This is a genomic window from Pseudomonas sp. FYR_2, assembly GCF_043106425.1.
Taxonomy (GTDB): Bacteria; Pseudomonadota; Gammaproteobacteria; order Pseudomonadales; family Pseudomonadaceae; genus Aquipseudomonas; species Aquipseudomonas monteilii.
In genome coordinates this window covers 137351-152408 of record NZ_JBICMM010000015.1, presented here as the reverse complement: position 1 = coordinate 152408, position 15058 = coordinate 137351, and the positions used below count along the sequence as shown (strand labels likewise).

Here is a 15058-nt window from a genome sequence, read left to right as displayed (position 1 = left end):
TGAGATGACCGATAAATGACTGCAAGTTTTTCGGGGCTACCGCACCTGTATCAAATTGTTGCGGAAATGGCACTGCACCCAGGCGTCGCTGTCTTATTCAGTGTCGATGAACGCATCACGCATCGATGCTCGCCAGCGCCGCTGTTCGGGCACTCCAGCGGTCCAGGAGGCCGCCATGTCCTATCGAATCCTGTTGATCGCCCTGCTGGGGCTGATGACTTCTGCCTGCGCCCCGTACTACGAGAGCGGGGGCTATTACCGTTCGGACTACTACTCCACCGACCGCTACGTCTCGCCGGGTTATTACCGCTATGACCGTTACTACGTCACGCCGCAACCGCGCTATTACTACCAGCCGGCGCCCCGCTATTACTACCGGCCAGCCCCCGCGCCGCAATACCGGCCGTATCCGCAGCCGGGGATGAACCGGTGGCATGGCAACCCGCGCTACGACTATGGCAATCGCCAACGGCAAGACTACAGGCAAGACCGGGATCGCCATGACTATCGTGATGGCAGCCAGCGCTACCCGCGTGGCGATTCGCATTCCAACAGGCAGGGGAATGGTGGCGGGCGTTGGGATGGCCAGCGGGGGCAGAGGCAAGGAGGTAACTGGCAGCGGTAAGGTGAAGTGAAGCGGGGGCGCTTTGCGCCCCATCGCCGGCAAGCCTAACCCAGATCTGCCAATGGGTGCCGCCCCTCCCACACCTTGGCAAAATGCGCCTCGACCACCGCCGCTGGCACCTGCGCCACATCGGGCCAGTGCCAGCGCGGCTGGTCGTCCTTGTCCAGCAGGCGGGCGCGTACGCCTTCGCTGAACTCGGGGTGACGGCAACAGTTCAGGCTCATGCTGTATTCCATCTGGAACACCTGTGCCAGCGACAGATGCCGTGCCCTGCGGATTTGCTCCCAGACCAGGTGCGCCGTCAGTGGGCAACCCTGATGCAAGCGTTGGCCGGCATCGGCCAGCAGCGGGTCATCATGGTGCTTGAGCCCTTCCAGCGCACGCCAGGCCGCCGCCGCATCGGCCACGTCGAGCAACGCATCGATCACCTGCCGCCTTGGCAACCACTGGGCTTCGGGCAACTCGGCGCAGGCGCGGTGCTGTTCGGCCTTGAGCAGACTGTTCAGCTGCAGGGCGGTCTGCTCTTGCCAGTTCAACTGCAGCAGTTCTTCGATCAGCGCCTCTTGCTGGTGCTCGCCCAGAAAACGGTCGGCCAGGCCCAGGTCCAGGGCATCGCGGGCGTTGATCGGTGCCCCCGTCAGCCCCAGGAACAACCCCAGCTTGCCCGGCAGCCGCGCCAGAAACCAGCTCGCGCCCACATCCGGGTACAGGCCAATGCTGATTTCCGGCATGGCCAGCCGGCTGCTGGGCGTGACGATACGCACGTTGGCCCCCTGCAACAGCCCCATGCCGCCACCTAGCACATGCCCATGCCCCCAGCACAGCAGCGGCTTGGGGTAGGTGTGCAGGGCAAAATCCAGGCGGTACTCGGCGGCGAAGAAGGTGGCAGCCAGGGGCGGCACGCTGCCAGGGTGGTCGCGACAGGCTTGTACCAGTGCGCGTACATCGCCACCGGCGCAGAAGGCTTTTGCGCCGTTGCCGCGCAGCAGTACGCAGACTACGCCCGGATCGCGGGCCCAGGCATGCAGTTGTTCGCCCAATACTTCGATCATGGGCAGGTTCAGGGCATTGAGTGCCTTGGGTGCATCCAGGGTGGCAATGCCGATGCGGGCGCCATCGGCGCCGGTGAGTACCCCGCAATGAATGGCCATGGACTACCTCGCTCAAGTCATCGCACAAGTATGGCCTGCCTGGCTGAACATGCCGGTTGTCGGTCGGATCGTTTGACAAGCGGGGAGGGGTTACCTAGTGTCGCGCCATTGTTTACGGATGGCCCCATGACTGACGACGATCGCATCAAACTCGAACCCGGCTGGAAGGCCGCGCTGCGCACCGAATTCGACCAGCCCTACATGCATCAGCTGCGAGCGTTCCTGCGCAGCGAATATGCCGCCGGCAAGGAGATCTACCCGCCAGGGCCGCTGATCTTCAATGCACTCAACTCGACACCGCTGGACCAGGTGAAGGTGGTCATCCTTGGCCAGGACCCTTACCACGGGCCGGGCCAGGCGCATGGTCTGTGCTTCTCGGTGCAACCGGGCGTGGCCACGCCGCCGTCGCTGGTCAACATCTACAAGGAACTGCAGCGCGACCTGAATATCCCGATTGCCAGCCATGGCTACCTGCAAAGCTGGGCCGAGCAGGGTGTATTGCTGCTCAACACGACCATGACCGTGGAGCGAGCCAATGCGGCGTCGCACGCCAAGAAGGGGTGGGAGTTCTTTACCGACCGGGTTATCCAGGTGGTCAGTGAGCAGTGCCCGAACGTGGTGTTCCTGCTGTGGGGTTCGCATGCGCAGAGCAAACAGAAGCTGATCGATGGGACCAGGCACCTGGTGCTGAAGTCGGTGCATCCGTCGCCACTGTCGGCTTACCGTGGGTTCCTGGGCTGCGGGCATTTCAGCCGGACCAACAGCTTCCTTGAGCAGCGTGGCATGGCGCCGATCAACTGGGCGTTGCCACCACTTTGAGGATTAGCGGGGCCGTGTAGCGGCCCCTAATGCTGATCCCTTACCCAATACCTGAACAACGGCTCTGCCAAAAACAGCACGAACAGCAGGCGCATCACCTGCAACGCCGTCACCAACGGTACCGACAGTTGCAGGGTTTCTGCCGTCAGGCTCATTTCGGCAATCCCGCCCGGCATCATCCCCAGCGTCAGCGAACGCAAATCCAGCGCGGTCATCACGCTAAGCACCCACGCGGCACTGCCGGCAATCGCCATGCACAGCACCGTGGCTAACAGCGTGCGCGCCAGGAACGACGGTGCGCGGCTGAAGAACGCCCGGTTGAAGTGACAAGCCAGGCCGCTGCCTATCAACCATTGCCCGATCTGGCTGGCACCATTGGGCAGTGCGATTTGCAGGTTGCCAGCCAGGCTGACCGTGGCCGCTACCAGCAATGGCCCGAACAGCCACGGATTGGGCTGGCGCAAGCGTTGCCAGAGCAGCGCAACGGCAACGCCCAGCGGGGCGATCAAGGCCAGCCAGCCCCAGCTGACGCTGCCGGCGTGGTTCAGCGGTACCCCGTCACCCAGCAAGAACTTGAACAGCGCCGGTACGCACAGCACCACCGCCAGCACCCGCAGGCTCTGCGCCGCAGCCACCTGGCTGAGTACCGCGCCGTTACGTGCGCCGAGGTTGACCATCTCTCCCGAGCCTCCTGGCATGCTGGCGAAAAACGCCGTGGCGCGGTCTTCACCGGTCTTTCGCAACAGCCACACGCTGATCACGCTGGACAGGGTCGTGAACAGGGCGCCGAAGAAAATCAGCACAAAATGGCTGCCCACCTGCTCGATCACTGCCGGGGTAAAATGCAGGCCAATGCCGATCCCGATGATGCACTGCCCGCACTTGCGGCCGTTGGGTATCTCTGACAGTTGCCAGGGCGTCAGGCAGCGCACCAGGATGATGGCCAGCAGCGAGCCGACCATCCACGGCAAAGGCCAGCCGACCTTGCTGGCGATGTAACCGCCAGCAAGGCCGACCAGCCCGGTTGCGACAAACAACGGCAACGCGCGATCAGGCATCGGCCAGGGCCCGGCGCTGCTGGCTGCGTTTGCGCCAGATGCGCAGCAGCGGCAAGGCAAGCATCAGCACCACCAGCGCCCACACGCCCATGCTGATCGGGCTCGACCAGAGGATGCCCAGCTCACCGTTGGAAATCGACAGTGCGCGGCGCAGGTTCTGCTCCATCAGCCCGCCGAGAATGAAACCGAGCAGGATCGGCGACAGCGGGAAGTCCAGCTTGCGCAGGATGTAACCCATGATGCCGATGCCGACCATCAGGAACAGGTCGAAGGTGGTGGCATGCACGGCATACACGCCGATGGCGGTGATGATCGCGATCACCGGCACCAGCGCCCAGTTCGGCACGGCGAGGATGCGGGTGAAAATGCGGATCATCGGAATGTTGAGGATCACCAGCATGATGTTGGCGATGAACAGCGAGGCGATCAGGCCCCAAACGATGTCTGGCTGCTGTTCGAACAGCAGTGGGCCGGGGGTGATGTTGTACAGGGTCAGGGCACCGATCATCACGGCGGTGGTGCCAGAGCCCGGTACACCCAGGGTCAGCATCGGCACCAGGGCGCCACAGCACGAAGCACCGATGGCGGTTTCCGGCGCGGCCAGGCCACGTGCATCGCCCTTGCCGAACTTGCCGCTTTCACCCGCCAGGCGTTTCTCGGTCATGTAGGCCACGGCACTGGCCAGCGTTGCACCGGCACCGGGCAGGACGCCCATGATGAAACCGAGCAGGCCGCAACGGATGTTCACCACGAACACCGAAGCCGCTTCCTTGAAGTTGAACAGCATGCGCCCTGTGGCTGTTACCGCCTGATGGCCATGGTGGGTCTTTTCCAGCAGCAGGAGGATTTCGCTGATGGAGAACAGGCCCAGCACCAGCACCACGAACTGGATGCCGTCGGCCAGGTGCACGCTGTCACCGGTGAAGCGGTAGACGCCGCTGTTGGCGTCGATGCCGACCGCCGACAGGAACAGGCCGATCAGGGCAGCAATGAAGGTTTTCAGGGGCTTGTCACCGGCCATGCCGCCCAGGGCGACGATGGCGAACACCATCAGCACGAAGTACTCCGCCGGGCCGAAAGCAATGGCCCATTTCGCCAGCAACGGCGCGAACAGCACCATGCCGCAAGTGGCGATGAAGGCACCGATGAACGAACTCCAGGCCGACAGCGACAGGGCCACGCCGGCCAGGCCCCGGCGGGCCATCGGGTAACCGTCAAGGGTGGTCATCACGGTCGAGGCCTCGCCCGGGATGTTCAGCAGGATCGAGCTGATTCGCCCACCGTACTCGCAGCCCAGGTACACCGCTGCCAGCAGGATCAGCGCCGACTCCGGTGGCAGGCCCAGGGCGAAGGCGATGGGAATCAGCAGGGCCACGCCGTTGATCGGGCCCAAGCCTGGCAGCAGGCCGACCACAGTGCCGATCAGGGTGCCGGAGAGGGCGGTGACCAGGTTGTAGGGGGACAGGGCGACGCCGAAGCCCTGGCCCAGGTAGCTCAAGGTATCCATGTGTCAGTTCTCCAGTACGCTCAGCAGGCCAAGGGGCAGGGGCACGTCCATTACGCGGTCGAACAGCCAGTAGAGAAAGACGCTCATGCCGACCACCACGATGGCACTGTGCAGCCAGCGACCGCCGTACAGCCGGGCCATGGGCACACCGACCAGCATGGCGCTGAGAATGAAGCCCAAAGGTTCGAAGGTGGCGGCGAAAACAACCAGCAGGCCGACGCAGGCGGCAATCTTGGTCAGGGTTTCGCGGTCCAGTTCCGGTTCATCGTCCTTGCGCACGATGGGCGTAGGGCGAAACACCAGGTACAGCAGGCCAAGGCTCATCAGGCCGAGCATCAGCAGCGGGTAGGCGCGTGGGCCGACCGGCTCATAGGAAAACGCCGCCTGGTAGGGCAAGGCCATCACGGCCAGAGCGGCGCACACCGCCAGCAGGGCCAGGGCGAAGATGCGTTGCAGGATCATTGCAGAGTCCTCGTTGAACGCGGACCCTGTGGGAGCGGGCTTGCCCGCGAACACCGGCAAAGCCGGTGCCATACACCGCGGTGCTTGCTTCGCGGGCAAGCCCGCTCCCACAGGTATCTGAGAAAGGTTGCGGATGACTTACTGAATCAGCCCAAATTCCTTGGCCAATGCCTTGTAGTCAGCCACTTGCTTCTTCACATAGCCGTCCAGCTCTTCGCCGGTCATGGCGAACGGGAACAGCTCGCGCTGGTCACGCAGCTTGGCGAAGTCTTCCGAGGCCAGCATCTTGTCGAACGAAGCCTTCCACCAGGCGTAGTCCTCGTCGCTCACCTTTGGCCCCAGGTAGAAACCGCGTACCACTGGCCAGACGATGTCGTAGCCCTGTTCCTTGGCCGTGGGGATGTCTTTCATCTCGGGTTCGTCCAGGCGGTTTTCCGAGAACACTGCAAGGAGGCGCATGTTGCCGCTCTGGATATGCGGCATGGAGTCGGAGATGTCGGTCGAGCCAACCTGGATATGGCCACCCAGCAACGCCGTGGCAATTTCGCCACCGCCTTCCAGGGCCACGTAGCGCAGGTCACGCGGGTTGATGCCGGCAGCCTTGGCGATCAGGGCGGTCTGCATCCAGTCCTGGCTGCCCACGGTGCCGCCGGAGCCGATCACCACTTTGCTCGGGTCTTTCTTCAGCGCAGCGACCAGGTCGTCGAGGGTTTTGTAAGGGGAGTCGCTTTTCACCGCGATGGCGCCATAGCTGGTACCGACAGCGGCCAGCCACTTCACCGCGTTCTCGTCAAAGCGGCCGAACTTGCCTTGTGCCAGGTTCAGCAGCGAACCACTGGACCAGGCCACCAGAGTGCCGGCATCGGCAGGGCGCTGGGCGACCACGGCGTTGTAGGCCACCGCGCCGACACCGCCGGGCATGTAGGTGACGCGCATCGGCTTGCTGAGGATCTTTTCCTGCACCAGGGCGCTTTGCACCAGTTTGCAGGTCAGGTCGAAGCCACCGCCGGGCGAGGCGGGGGCGATGCATTCGGGACGTTTCGGTTCGGCAGCGAGGGCATTGCCGGCCAACAGCAGGCAGCCGGTAGCGAGGACGAGGCGGCGCAGTGAAAAGGTCATCGTCTATCTCCGTGAGCGTTGTTGTTATTGGGTTACCACAGGGCGACGCTGTAGCTCACCAGCAGCCGCACTTCGTCCGCGTCGCGGGCGAAGTTGGAGCGGAAGGTGGCGTTGCGCAGGCGGACGGCGACGTTCTTCAACGGGCCGCTTTGTACCACGTACTTGAGCTCGGTGTTGCGTTCCCACTCCTTGCCCTCGCCGCCGGCGGCGCGGCTGACGTTGTCGCCGCTGATGTAGCGGGTCATGAAGGTCAGGCCTGGCACGCCGAGGGCGGCGAAGTTGTAGTCGTAGCGCGCTTGCCAGGAGCGCTCGTCGGCGCCGGCGAAGTCGTTGATCTGGACGAAGTTGACCAGGTACGGGTCGGCACCATCGACATACGGGAAGGCGCTGTCCCCAGACAGCTGCTGCCAGGCGGCGCTGACCTTGTGCCCGCCCAGGGCGTAGCTGAGCATGCCGTTGACGGTGGTGTTGTCGATGTTGCCCGCCCTGGCCGCACCGGCGTCGTCGCTCACGGCCAGGCGCAGGTCGGCGCCGAAGGTGCCCGGGCCCCACGGCTGGGTGGCGACCATGCCGATGAAGTGTTGGCGGTAGATGTCGTCGAGCTGGGCGAAGTGATAGCTGCCGGTGATGCGGTCGGTGAACTGGTAGTCCAGCCCGCCCAGGGCCAGGTTGTCGGCGCTGAACGTGCCACCAAAGCGGCCGTTCTTGTTGTTCAGTGCCAGGTCTTCCCAGTTGGTGTCGTTGCGGTCCTTGGCCTTGTCCAGGCGACCGCCAGTGAAGGTCAGGCCCTTGATTTCCTTCGAGGTGAGCAGGCCGCCTTCGAACGTTTGCGGCAGGATGCGCCCGTCGTTGGGCTGCAGGGTTGGCAGCTCGGGGATCAGGGTGCCGACTTTCAGTTCGGTCTGGGAAATCTTCACCTTGCCGGTCAGGCCGAGTTTGGAATATTCATCGGCGGCCTTGCCATCATCGTGGGTCGGCAACAGGCCGGTGTCGGTGCGGTCGGGGCTGGAATCGAGCTTGATGCCGATCATGCCCAGTGCATCCAGGCCAAAGCCTACGGTGCCATCGGTGTAGCCGGACTCGAAGTTGAGGATGAAGCCCTGGGCCCACTCGTCGCGCTTGGATTGCTGCGCGCTGGTGCCGTCGCGGAAGTCGCGGTTGAAGTACATGTTGCGAGTTTCGAAGGTGGCCGTGCTGTCTTCGAAGAAGGCGGCCTGGCTCATCGGGGCGACACCGGCAAGCGCAAGGGCGCTGGCGATGGCGGAGGGGCGTGCGGCAAAGGAACGGGTAGGCGCGAACGCCTGCGGCTGCGATGACAGCATCGTCGATGACTCCGTTTATTGTTCTTATTCGTTGCACCTTGCTGGTGCTTTTTTCGGCGCGAAGGGCGACCGTGGTGCGATGCTAGGTAACGAACCTTTCGCTAACCTTTCAGCGTGAAAGGTTTGTTAAGAGGGGCTTCACAGGCTTGGCGACAGCGGTACACTCCGCGCCAACCGCCCCACCCGAGCAGGGAGAATCCGATGCGTGTGCTGCTGGTCGAAGACCATCTGCAACTGGCCGAAAGCGTGGCCCAGGCCTTGAAAAGCCACGGCCTGACCGTGGATGTGCTGCATGACGGCGTGGCTGCCGACCTGGCCCTGGCCAGCGAGGAATACGCCGTGGCGGTGCTGGATGTCGGCTTGCCGCGCATGGATGGTTTTGAGGTGCTGGCGCGCCTGCGCGGCCGTGGCAAGACTGTCCCGGTGCTGATGCTGACCGCGCGCAGCGACGTCAAGGACCGGGTTCATGGCCTGAACCTGGGAGCAGACGACTACCTGGCCAAACCGTTCGAGCTGACCGAGCTGGAAGCGCGGGTGAAGGCGTTGCTGCGCCGCAGTGTGCTCGGTGGCGAGCGCCAGCAACGTTGCGGGCCGCTGGTCTACGACCTGGATACCCGGCGCTTTGCCCTTGGCGACGACAACCTGACCCTGACGTCGCGCGAGCAAAGCGTGCTGGAAGCGCTGATCGCACGCCCTGGTCGGGTGATGAGCAAAGAGCAACTGGCTGCCCAGGTGTTCGGCCTGGATGAAGAAGCCAGCCCGGATGCCATCGAAATCTATATCCACCGGCTGCGCAAAAAGCTCGACGGCCACCCAGTGGCCATTGTCACCTTCCGTGGGCTGGGTTACCTGCTAGAGCACCGCGATGCGTGACAACGGCAGCTTGCGCGGGCGCCTGCTGGGCAACCTGGCCCTGCTGTTGGTGGTGCTGATGCTGGCCAGCGGCCTGAGCGCCTACTGGAATGGCCGTGAGGCCGCCGATACCGCCTACGACCGCACCCTGCTGGCCTCGGCGCGCACCATTGCCGCTGGCCTGTCGCAGCGTGACGGGTCACTGAGCGCGGATGTGCCTTACGTGGCGTTGGACACGTTCGCCTACGACAGCGCCGGGCGCATCTACTACCAGGTGCTGGACATCAAGCAGCGGCTGATTTCCGGCTACGAGAACCTGCCGCCGCCGCCGCCCGGTACGCCGCGCACTGACGATTACCCGGCGCTTGCTCGGTTCTACAACGCCACCTACCTGGGCCAGGACGTGCGGGTGGTCAGCCTGCTGAAGGCAGTGACCGAGCCGAACATGAACGGCATGGCGGAAATCCGCGTGGCCGAGACGGAAGAGGCGCGGGTGCGCATGGCCCGTGGGCTGATGGCCGACACTCTGCTGCGTCTGGGTATGCTGGCGCTGGGTGCGTTGGTGATGGTGTGGTTTGCCGTGAGTGCGGCGTTGCGGCCCCTGGAGCGCTTGCGCACGGCGGTGGAAGAGCGCCAGCCAGATGACTTGCGGGCCTTGCCGGTGGTGCAGGTGCAGCGTGAGCTCGGCCCGCTGGTGCGGGCCTTGAACCACTTTACCGAGCGGCTGCGCGGTCAGTTCGAACGCCAGGCGCAGTTCATTGCCGATGCCGCCCATGAATTGCGTACGCCGCTGGCGGCGCTGAAGGCTCGGGTCGAATTGGGGTTGCGCTCGTCAGAGCCACAGGAGTGGCGACAAACGTTGGAATCTGCGGCCCAAGGTACCGACAGGCTGACCCACTTGGCCAATCAGCTGCTATCGCTGGCACGGGTGGAGAACGGAGCGCGGGCAATTGCCGAGGGCGGCGCGCAGCGCCTGGACCTGAGCCAGCTGGCCCGTGAGCTGGGCATGGCCATGGCCCCGTTGGCACACAAGCGCGGCGTTGCGCTGGCCCTGGAGGCCGAGGCGCCTGTGTGGCTGAAGGGCGAGCCGACGCTGCTCAACGAGCTGTTGAGCAACCTGGTGGACAATGCCCTGGCGCACACGCCAGAAGGTGGCAATGTGATCTTGCGGGTGGTGGCACCAGCGGTGCTGGAGGTGGAAGACGACGGGCCGGGCATTCCCGAGGCTGAGCGTGAGCGGGTGTTCGAGCGGTTCTACCGGCGCAGTGCGCAAGGGAGCGGGCTTGGGCTGGCGATTGTCGGTGAAATCTGCCGGGCGCACCTGGCGCAGGTGAGCCTGCATGATGGCGAGAACGGCGGGCTGCGGGTGCGGGTGAGTTTTATCGCAGATTGATGTGTGGTCTGTACCGGCCTCTTCGCGGGTAAAACCGCTCCCATAGGTACTGCGCAGGCCTCAGGTGCGACGCAGTCCCTGTAGGAGCGGTTTTACCCGCGAAGAGGCCGGCACAGGCAGAAGCAAGTCAGCGGAACATGCTCCGCGCTTCGAGCAGTTCATCCACTTCCAGTTCAGTGCCAAACGGCAGCCCCAGGTGGCGGTACGCCGGCAGCGCAGCCAGTGGCCGATGCCGCCCGCGCTGGCTGATGCAGCGGGCGATCTGCACGATATCGATGTAATCGACCTTGTCAGTCTGCCGGTCCAGGTCCTGAACCTGGCTGGGCAGGTTGACCAGTTGCTCCGGAAACTCCCAGGCCTTGAGGATCTTGTCCCCCAGCACCGGCTGGATCTGCTCGATCACGTAATGCAGGCAAACCGGGTCGGACAGCAGTTCGTTGTGCTCTTCGGCGTAGATGAGCACCGGCAGTGCGCCAATCTGGTTGACCAGCCCACCCAAGGTCGCCTGGTCGGGCTTGAGGTGCGTGTAGCGCCTGCAGATTTCGTAGCTGATACCTGCAACTTCCAGGCTGTTGGCCCAGATATCGCGCAGTTTTTGTTCAACGGCCGGCGCGCGGGCATGGAAAATCTGCTCGATCACCAGACCAATGGCCAGGTTGCAGCTGTAATTGATGCCCAGCCGCGTGATGGCAGTGTGCAGGTCGGTGACCTCGACCGCTGCACGCAGCAGCGGGCTGTTGACGACCTTGATCAGGCGCGCAGAAAGGGCCGCATCGCGACCGATCACCTTGCTCAGGGCCGCTACGCTGATCTCGCTGTCTTCCGCTGCCTCGCGGATGCTCAAGGCAACCTCGGGCAGGGTCGGCAGGACCAGGTCATCCTTCTCGATGGCATTGAGCAACTGTGCTTGAACCATCTCGGCCAGCTTGTTCATGGGCGTGTCTACCGCAGTGGTGGTGCGGCCCCGCCACAGGGGCGGGGCAGGCTGGTCAGCGCTGGATTTCCCGGTCGCGGTCCAGTTCGTAAGGCAGGGTCAGCACTTGCAGGCGCGGGCCTTCCAGGCTGCCCAGGTGCAGGTTGTCGTCTTCCACTGCCTCGGCGCTGAGCACCGCAAGCAGTTCACAGCCCGCACCGTTGCCAGCAGCAATGACCACTTCACCGACCGACGAACCATGGGTGGGCGAGAATATCTCGGCACCCGGGGCCGGAATGGCCTGCTGGTCCAGTGCCAGGCGGTACTGGCGACGCTTGAGCTTGCCCAGGTACTGCATGCGGGCGACGATTTCCTGGCCGGTGTAGCAGCCTTTCTTGAAGCTGACACCATCGACGGCTTGCAGGTTGATCATTTGCGGGATGAACAGCTCACGGGTTGGCCCCATGACCTGGCCGATACCGGCGCGAACCTGCCCAAGCAGCCAGTCGTTGAGGTTGCCCTCGGGCAGGGCGCCGGCGAGCGCCTGGTGCACGGTGTCGGCCTTGTCTGCCGGCACCCACAGTTCTACGCGGCCGGCAGAAACGGCAATGGCAATCAGGCCCTCATGGCGCACGGTGCTGCCGGCAGCTGCGGGCACGTCGAGCCCCAGCGCCTGCAGCGCAGCGTCACCACCTTGCAGGCCAAAGCGTGCCCAGGCGGCGCTTTCGTCGGTCAGCGTGGCCTTGGAGAACACGGCGTACTTCTTCAGGTCGGCCAGTTGCGCATCGAGCAGTTCACTGGCCATGGCCAGCAGGTAGCCGTTGCCTTCGGGCAGGATGCGGAAGCTGGACTGCATGCGCCCCTTGACCATGCAGCGGGCGCCGAGGCTGGCGTGTTCCTGGCTGAGGTAGTTGATGTTGCAAGTCAGCTGGCCTTGCAGGAACTTGCCTGCATCGGAGCCGCGGACGGCGAGGATGCCCTCGTGGGACAGGGGGCAGAAGAAAGCGGAATCGGCCATGGGTCATCGCGGTGGCTAAAGACTGGCGGCCATCATAGAACGCCGGTAACAAAATAGGTAGGTGACTAGACCAACGCCCGGTGTCGCTTCGCGTGCCTGGCTGTATACTGGCGGGCCATTCGAGGAGGGCCCCATGGTCGAACAAACTGAACTCAACCGGCTTTTCTGGCACAGCCGCCGTGGCATGCTTGAACTGGACGTGCTGCTGGTGCCTTTCACCCAGGAAGTCTACCCCACCCTCAACGAGACCGACCGCGAACTGTACGTGCGTCTGTTGAGCTGCGAGGATCAGGACATGTTCGGCTGGTTCATGGAGCGCACCGAGTCTGAAGACCCGGAGCTGCAGCGCATGGTTCGCATCATTCTGGACCGTGTCCAGCCCAAGTGAGTGCTTTGAGTGCCGCTGGCAAGGCTCACGCCTGCTGCTAGCGGCCTATCTGGGTTGCCAGGTACTGGCGTGGCTTGCCGTGTGGGCGAGCCCGCTGCCCGGGTGGCTGAGTCTCTCTGTTGTCGCTGCCTGTATTGCCCACGCTGGCTGGGCCATTCCCCGACGTATCCTGTTGACGCATGAGCATGCCGTTGTTGGCGTGCGCCGTGATGTGCGCGGCTGGCAGGTGTTCAGCCGTGCCCGTGGCTGGCAGCCGGTGCGCTTGTGCCGGGACAGCGTGGCGCTGCCGGGGCTGGTGGTGTTGCGCTTTGAGCGGGTGGGGCGGTGGTTGGGGGAGAGCCAGTGCATAGCGCGGGATGCGTTGGGGGCGGATGAGCATCGGCGCTTGCGGGTAAGGTTGAAGTTCAGCAGGCGCAGGTGGGCTGAGGTGGGGGCGAGTCGGGGCTGATAGGTGTTCGCCGTCGCAGGTTCAGCGCCTGTGAGATCGAGCGCCGCCCGCGCGGCGCATCGCGAGCTGCGCTCGCTCCTACGTTTGTTTCGGGCCAGTCATGCTTGTGACAGGCGCGCGCGACCGCCTTGTTTGTACGACGCGATATCGTGCCATGCGCCAAGGCGTTCGCGCGCAAATCTGACAGAAATAATTGGCCCGAAACAGACGTAGGAGCGAGCGCAGCTCGCGATGCGCCGCCCGGGCGGCGCTCGGTCTCACAGATGCTGCAAATTTCAGAGCGGGCTGAGGATGGTGTCCTTGGCCTCGTCCAGCATCCCCGGGTAGTCCAGGGTGTAGTGCAGCCCACGGCTTTCCTTGCGCTGCATGGCCGACAGGATCATCAGCTCGGCCACCTGCGCCAAGTTGCGCAGTTCGATCAGGTCGCGGCTGACCTTGTAGTTGCTGTAGAACTCGTCAATCTCATCCAGCAGCAGGCGAATGCGATGCTGCGCGCGTTGCAGGCGTTTGCTGGTGCGCACGATGCCGACATAGTCCCACATGAAACGCCGCAGCTCGTCCCAGTTGTGCGCGATGATCACGTCCTCGTCCGAGTCGGTGACCTGGCTGGCGTCCCAGCCCGGCAGGGCCTTGGGCATGGCCACTGCCTCAAGGTTCGCCTGGATGTCGGCAGCGGCGGCCCGGCCATAGACGAAGCATTCCAGCAAAGAGTTGCTGGCCATGCGGTTGGCGCCGTGCAGGCCGGTGAAGCTGGTTTCGCCAATCGCGTACAAGCCCGGTACGTCGGTGTGGCCACGGTCGTCGACCATCACCCCGCCGCAGGTGTAGTGCGCTGCGGGCACCACCGGGATCGGCTGACGGGTGATGTCGATGCCAAACGCCAGGCAGCGCTCGTACACGGTGGGGAAGTGGCTCTTGATGAAATCGGCCGGCTTGTGGGTGATGTCCAGGTAGACGCAGTCCACGCCCAGGCGCTTCATCTCATGGTCGATGGCGCGGGCCACGATGTCGCGCGGGGCCAGTTCTTCGCGTGGGTCGAAGCGCGGCATGAAACGTTCGCCGTTGGGCAGGCGCAGCAGCGCGCCTTCGCCGCGCAGGGCTTCGGTGACCAGGAAGCTCTTGGCCTGCGGGTGGTACAGGCAGGTCGGGTGGAACTGGTTGAACTCAAGGTTGGCCACCCGGCAACCCGCCCGCCAGGCCATGGCGATACCGTCACCGCAAGCGCCATCGGGGTTGCTGGTATAGAGATAGACCTTGGCTGCGCCACCGGTGGCCAGCACGGTGAAGCGTGCGCCGAAGGTATCTACCTCCCCGGTATTGCGGTTTAACACATAGGCGCCCAGGCAGCGTTCGCCAGGCAGGCCCAGGCGGCGTTCGGTGATCAGGTCGACCGCTACATGCTGCTCCAGCAGCTGGATGTTCGGGCGCAGGCGAGCCTGTTCCAGCAGCGTCGTGAAAATGGCCGCGCCGGTCGCATCGGCGGCGTGGATGATGCGCCGATGGCTATGGCCGCCCTCACGGGTGAGATGGAACTCGAAACCACCGTCATCAACGCTGTAGTGCTCGTCGCGGGTAAAGGGCACGCCTTGCTCGATCAGCCATTGAATGGCTTCCCGGCTGTGCTCGACGGTAAAGCGCACCGCCTCTTCGTTGCACAGGCCGCCGCCGGCATTGAGGGTGTCCTCGACATGCGACTGCACGGTATCGGTGTTGTCGAGCACCGCAGCGACCCCGCCCTGGGCCCAGAAGGTCGAGCCGTTGGCCAGGTCGCCCTTGCTGAGCACGGCAATGCGCACGTGGCTGGGAAGGTTAAGTGCCAGGCTGAGACCGGCGGCACCGCTGCCGATCACCAGGACATCATGTTTGAATTGTTGGCTCATGTCGGGACACTAGTAATCTTTGGAAAGGGCGCGGCACAATAGTCACGCGCAGATGGCATTGTGAAACTATCGTTAAACTTGGCCGGGATGCCTTTATAGCAGC

Annotated in this window: 15 protein-coding genes; 6 read left to right on the top strand and 9 right to left on the bottom strand. The window is 64.0% G+C overall.

All coding sequences use genetic code 11. The annotated features are described in order from the left end of the window. The first annotated feature begins 175 nt into the window (after positions 1–175). The gene (locus ACF8R4_RS05530; RefSeq protein WP_104833344.1) at positions 176–625 is read left to right on the top strand and encodes a hypothetical protein; all 450 of its coding nucleotides are present in this window, start codon (positions 176–178) and stop codon (positions 623–625) included. A gap of 44 nt (positions 626–669) precedes the next feature. Here ACF8R4_RS05530 and ACF8R4_RS05525 read toward each other — a convergent pair whose 3' ends face one another. Then, positions 670–1776: an enoyl-CoA hydratase/isomerase family protein gene (locus ACF8R4_RS05525; RefSeq protein ID WP_060497936.1), complete on the bottom strand. Its 1107-nt coding sequence runs from the start codon at positions 1774–1776 to the stop codon at positions 670–672. Positions 1777–1902: 126 nt separating this feature from the next. Here ACF8R4_RS05525 and ung point away from each other — a divergent pair, with 126 nt between their 5' ends. Next, entirely contained in the window at positions 1903–2595 is a 693-nt protein-coding gene (gene ung, locus ACF8R4_RS05520; RefSeq protein ID WP_104833343.1) for a uracil-DNA glycosylase, read from the top strand. A 26-nt stretch (positions 2596–2621) separates the two neighbouring features. Here ung and ACF8R4_RS05515 read toward each other — a convergent pair whose 3' ends face one another. From ACF8R4_RS05515 to ACF8R4_RS05495, 5 genes are all read right to left on the bottom strand, one after another. After that, positions 2622–3653, bottom strand: a complete 1032-nt coding sequence (locus ACF8R4_RS05515; RefSeq protein WP_060497934.1) for an AbrB family transcriptional regulator — start codon at positions 3651–3653, stop codon at positions 2622–2624. Further along, positions 3646–5160 (bottom strand): tripartite tricarboxylate transporter permease, encoded by a 1515-nt coding sequence (locus ACF8R4_RS05510; protein ID WP_060497933.1) that lies wholly within the window; start codon positions 5158–5160, stop codon positions 3646–3648. Before ACF8R4_RS05510 ends, ACF8R4_RS05515 begins: the two co-directional genes overlap by 8 nt. Positions 5161–5163: 3 nt before the next feature. Beyond that, positions 5164–5622 carry a tripartite tricarboxylate transporter TctB family protein gene (locus ACF8R4_RS05505; protein WP_060497932.1) on the bottom strand — a complete coding sequence of 153 codons (459 nt, stop codon included), beginning with the start codon at positions 5620–5622 and terminating at the stop codon, positions 5164–5166. A gap of 138 nt (positions 5623–5760) precedes the next feature. Then, entirely contained in the window at positions 5761–6741 is a 981-nt protein-coding gene (locus ACF8R4_RS05500) for a tripartite tricarboxylate transporter substrate binding protein (RefSeq protein ID WP_021785748.1), read from the bottom strand. Positions 6742–6773: 32 nt separating this feature from the next. Next, positions 6774–8063, bottom strand: coding sequence for an OprD family porin (locus ACF8R4_RS05495; protein WP_060497931.1), 1290 nt, complete (start codon positions 8061–8063; stop codon positions 6774–6776). A 201-nt stretch (positions 8064–8264) separates the two neighbouring features. Between ACF8R4_RS05495 and ACF8R4_RS05490 the strand changes: the two genes are divergently transcribed. Together ACF8R4_RS05490 and ACF8R4_RS05485 are read left to right on the top strand one after the other, a co-directional pair. Then, the gene (locus tag ACF8R4_RS05490; RefSeq protein ID WP_016713688.1) at positions 8265–8936 is read left to right on the top strand and encodes a response regulator; all 672 of its coding nucleotides are present in this window, start codon (positions 8265–8267) and stop codon (positions 8934–8936) included. Next, positions 8929–10308 (top strand): sensor histidine kinase, encoded by a 1380-nt coding sequence (locus ACF8R4_RS05485; protein ID WP_060497929.1) that lies wholly within the window; start codon positions 8929–8931, stop codon positions 10306–10308. Before ACF8R4_RS05490 ends, ACF8R4_RS05485 begins: the two co-directional genes overlap by 8 nt. 127 nt (positions 10309–10435) lie before the next feature. On the opposite strand, the gene ACF8R4_RS05480 is transcribed toward ACF8R4_RS05485, so the two are convergent. Further along, positions 10436–11242 (bottom strand): HDOD domain-containing protein, encoded by an 807-nt coding sequence (locus tag ACF8R4_RS05480; protein WP_060497928.1) that lies wholly within the window; start codon positions 11240–11242, stop codon positions 10436–10438. A 55-nt stretch (positions 11243–11297) separates the two neighbouring features. Further along, positions 11298–12239, bottom strand: coding sequence for a folate-binding protein YgfZ (locus ACF8R4_RS05475; RefSeq protein ID WP_060497927.1), 942 nt, complete (start codon positions 12237–12239; stop codon positions 11298–11300). Positions 12240–12372: 133 nt separating this feature from the next. On the opposite strand from ACF8R4_RS05475, the gene ACF8R4_RS05470 reads away from it, so the two are divergent. Both ACF8R4_RS05470 and ACF8R4_RS05465 read left to right on the top strand, forming a co-directional pair. After that, positions 12373–12627 (top strand): succinate dehydrogenase assembly factor 2, encoded by a 255-nt coding sequence (locus ACF8R4_RS05470; RefSeq protein ID WP_003252043.1) that lies wholly within the window; start codon positions 12373–12375, stop codon positions 12625–12627. Further along, on the top strand, positions 12611–13075 hold the full coding sequence (locus ACF8R4_RS05465; protein ID WP_060497926.1) for a protein YgfX: 465 nt from the start codon (positions 12611–12613) through the stop codon (positions 13073–13075). Before ACF8R4_RS05470 ends, ACF8R4_RS05465 begins: the two co-directional genes overlap by 17 nt. A 275-nt stretch (positions 13076–13350) precedes the next feature. Here the strand turns inward: ACF8R4_RS05465 and nadB are convergent, their stop codons facing one another. Further along, positions 13351–14955: an L-aspartate oxidase gene (gene nadB / locus ACF8R4_RS05460; protein WP_060497925.1), complete on the bottom strand. Its 1605-nt coding sequence runs from the start codon at positions 14953–14955 to the stop codon at positions 13351–13353. Between the last annotated feature and the right edge of the window lie 103 nt (positions 14956–15058).

What these genes read in the sequence shown, in the direction of transcription:
- ACF8R4_RS05530 (WP_104833344.1), top strand. Translation starts at nt 176, where the DNA reads ATGTCCTATCGAATCCTGTTGATCGCCCTGCTGGGGCTGATGACTTCT.
- ACF8R4_RS05525 (WP_060497936.1), bottom strand. Translation starts at nt 1,776, where the DNA reads ATGGCCATTCATTGCGGGGTACTCACCGGCGCCGATGGCGCCCGCATC.
- ung (WP_104833343.1), top strand. Translation starts at nt 1,903, where the DNA reads ATGACTGACGACGATCGCATCAAACTCGAACCCGGCTGGAAGGCCGCG.
- ACF8R4_RS05515 (WP_060497934.1), bottom strand. Translation starts at nt 3,653, where the DNA reads ATGCCTGATCGCGCGTTGCCGTTGTTTGTCGCAACCGGGCTGGTCGGC.
- ACF8R4_RS05510 (WP_060497933.1), bottom strand. Translation starts at nt 5,160, where the DNA reads ATGGATACCTTGAGCTACCTGGGCCAGGGCTTCGGCGTCGCCCTGTCC.
- ACF8R4_RS05505 (WP_060497932.1), bottom strand. Translation starts at nt 5,622, where the DNA reads ATGATCCTGCAACGCATCTTCGCCCTGGCCCTGCTGGCGGTGTGCGCC.
- ACF8R4_RS05500 (WP_021785748.1), bottom strand. Translation starts at nt 6,741, where the DNA reads ATGACCTTTTCACTGCGCCGCCTCGTCCTCGCTACCGGCTGCCTGCTG.
- ACF8R4_RS05495 (WP_060497931.1), bottom strand. Translation starts at nt 8,063, where the DNA reads ATGCTGTCATCGCAGCCGCAGGCGTTCGCGCCTACCCGTTCCTTTGCC.
- ACF8R4_RS05490 (WP_016713688.1), top strand. Translation starts at nt 8,265, where the DNA reads ATGCGTGTGCTGCTGGTCGAAGACCATCTGCAACTGGCCGAAAGCGTG.
- ACF8R4_RS05485 (WP_060497929.1), top strand. Translation starts at nt 8,929, where the DNA reads ATGCGTGACAACGGCAGCTTGCGCGGGCGCCTGCTGGGCAACCTGGCC.
- ACF8R4_RS05480 (WP_060497928.1), bottom strand. Translation starts at nt 11,242, where the DNA reads ATGAACAAGCTGGCCGAGATGGTTCAAGCACAGTTGCTCAATGCCATC.
- ACF8R4_RS05475 (WP_060497927.1), bottom strand. Translation starts at nt 12,239, where the DNA reads ATGGCCGATTCCGCTTTCTTCTGCCCCCTGTCCCACGAGGGCATCCTC.
- ACF8R4_RS05470 (WP_003252043.1), top strand. Translation starts at nt 12,373, where the DNA reads ATGGTCGAACAAACTGAACTCAACCGGCTTTTCTGGCACAGCCGCCGT.
- nadB (WP_060497925.1), bottom strand. Translation starts at nt 14,955, where the DNA reads ATGAGCCAACAATTCAAACATGATGTCCTGGTGATCGGCAGCGGTGCC.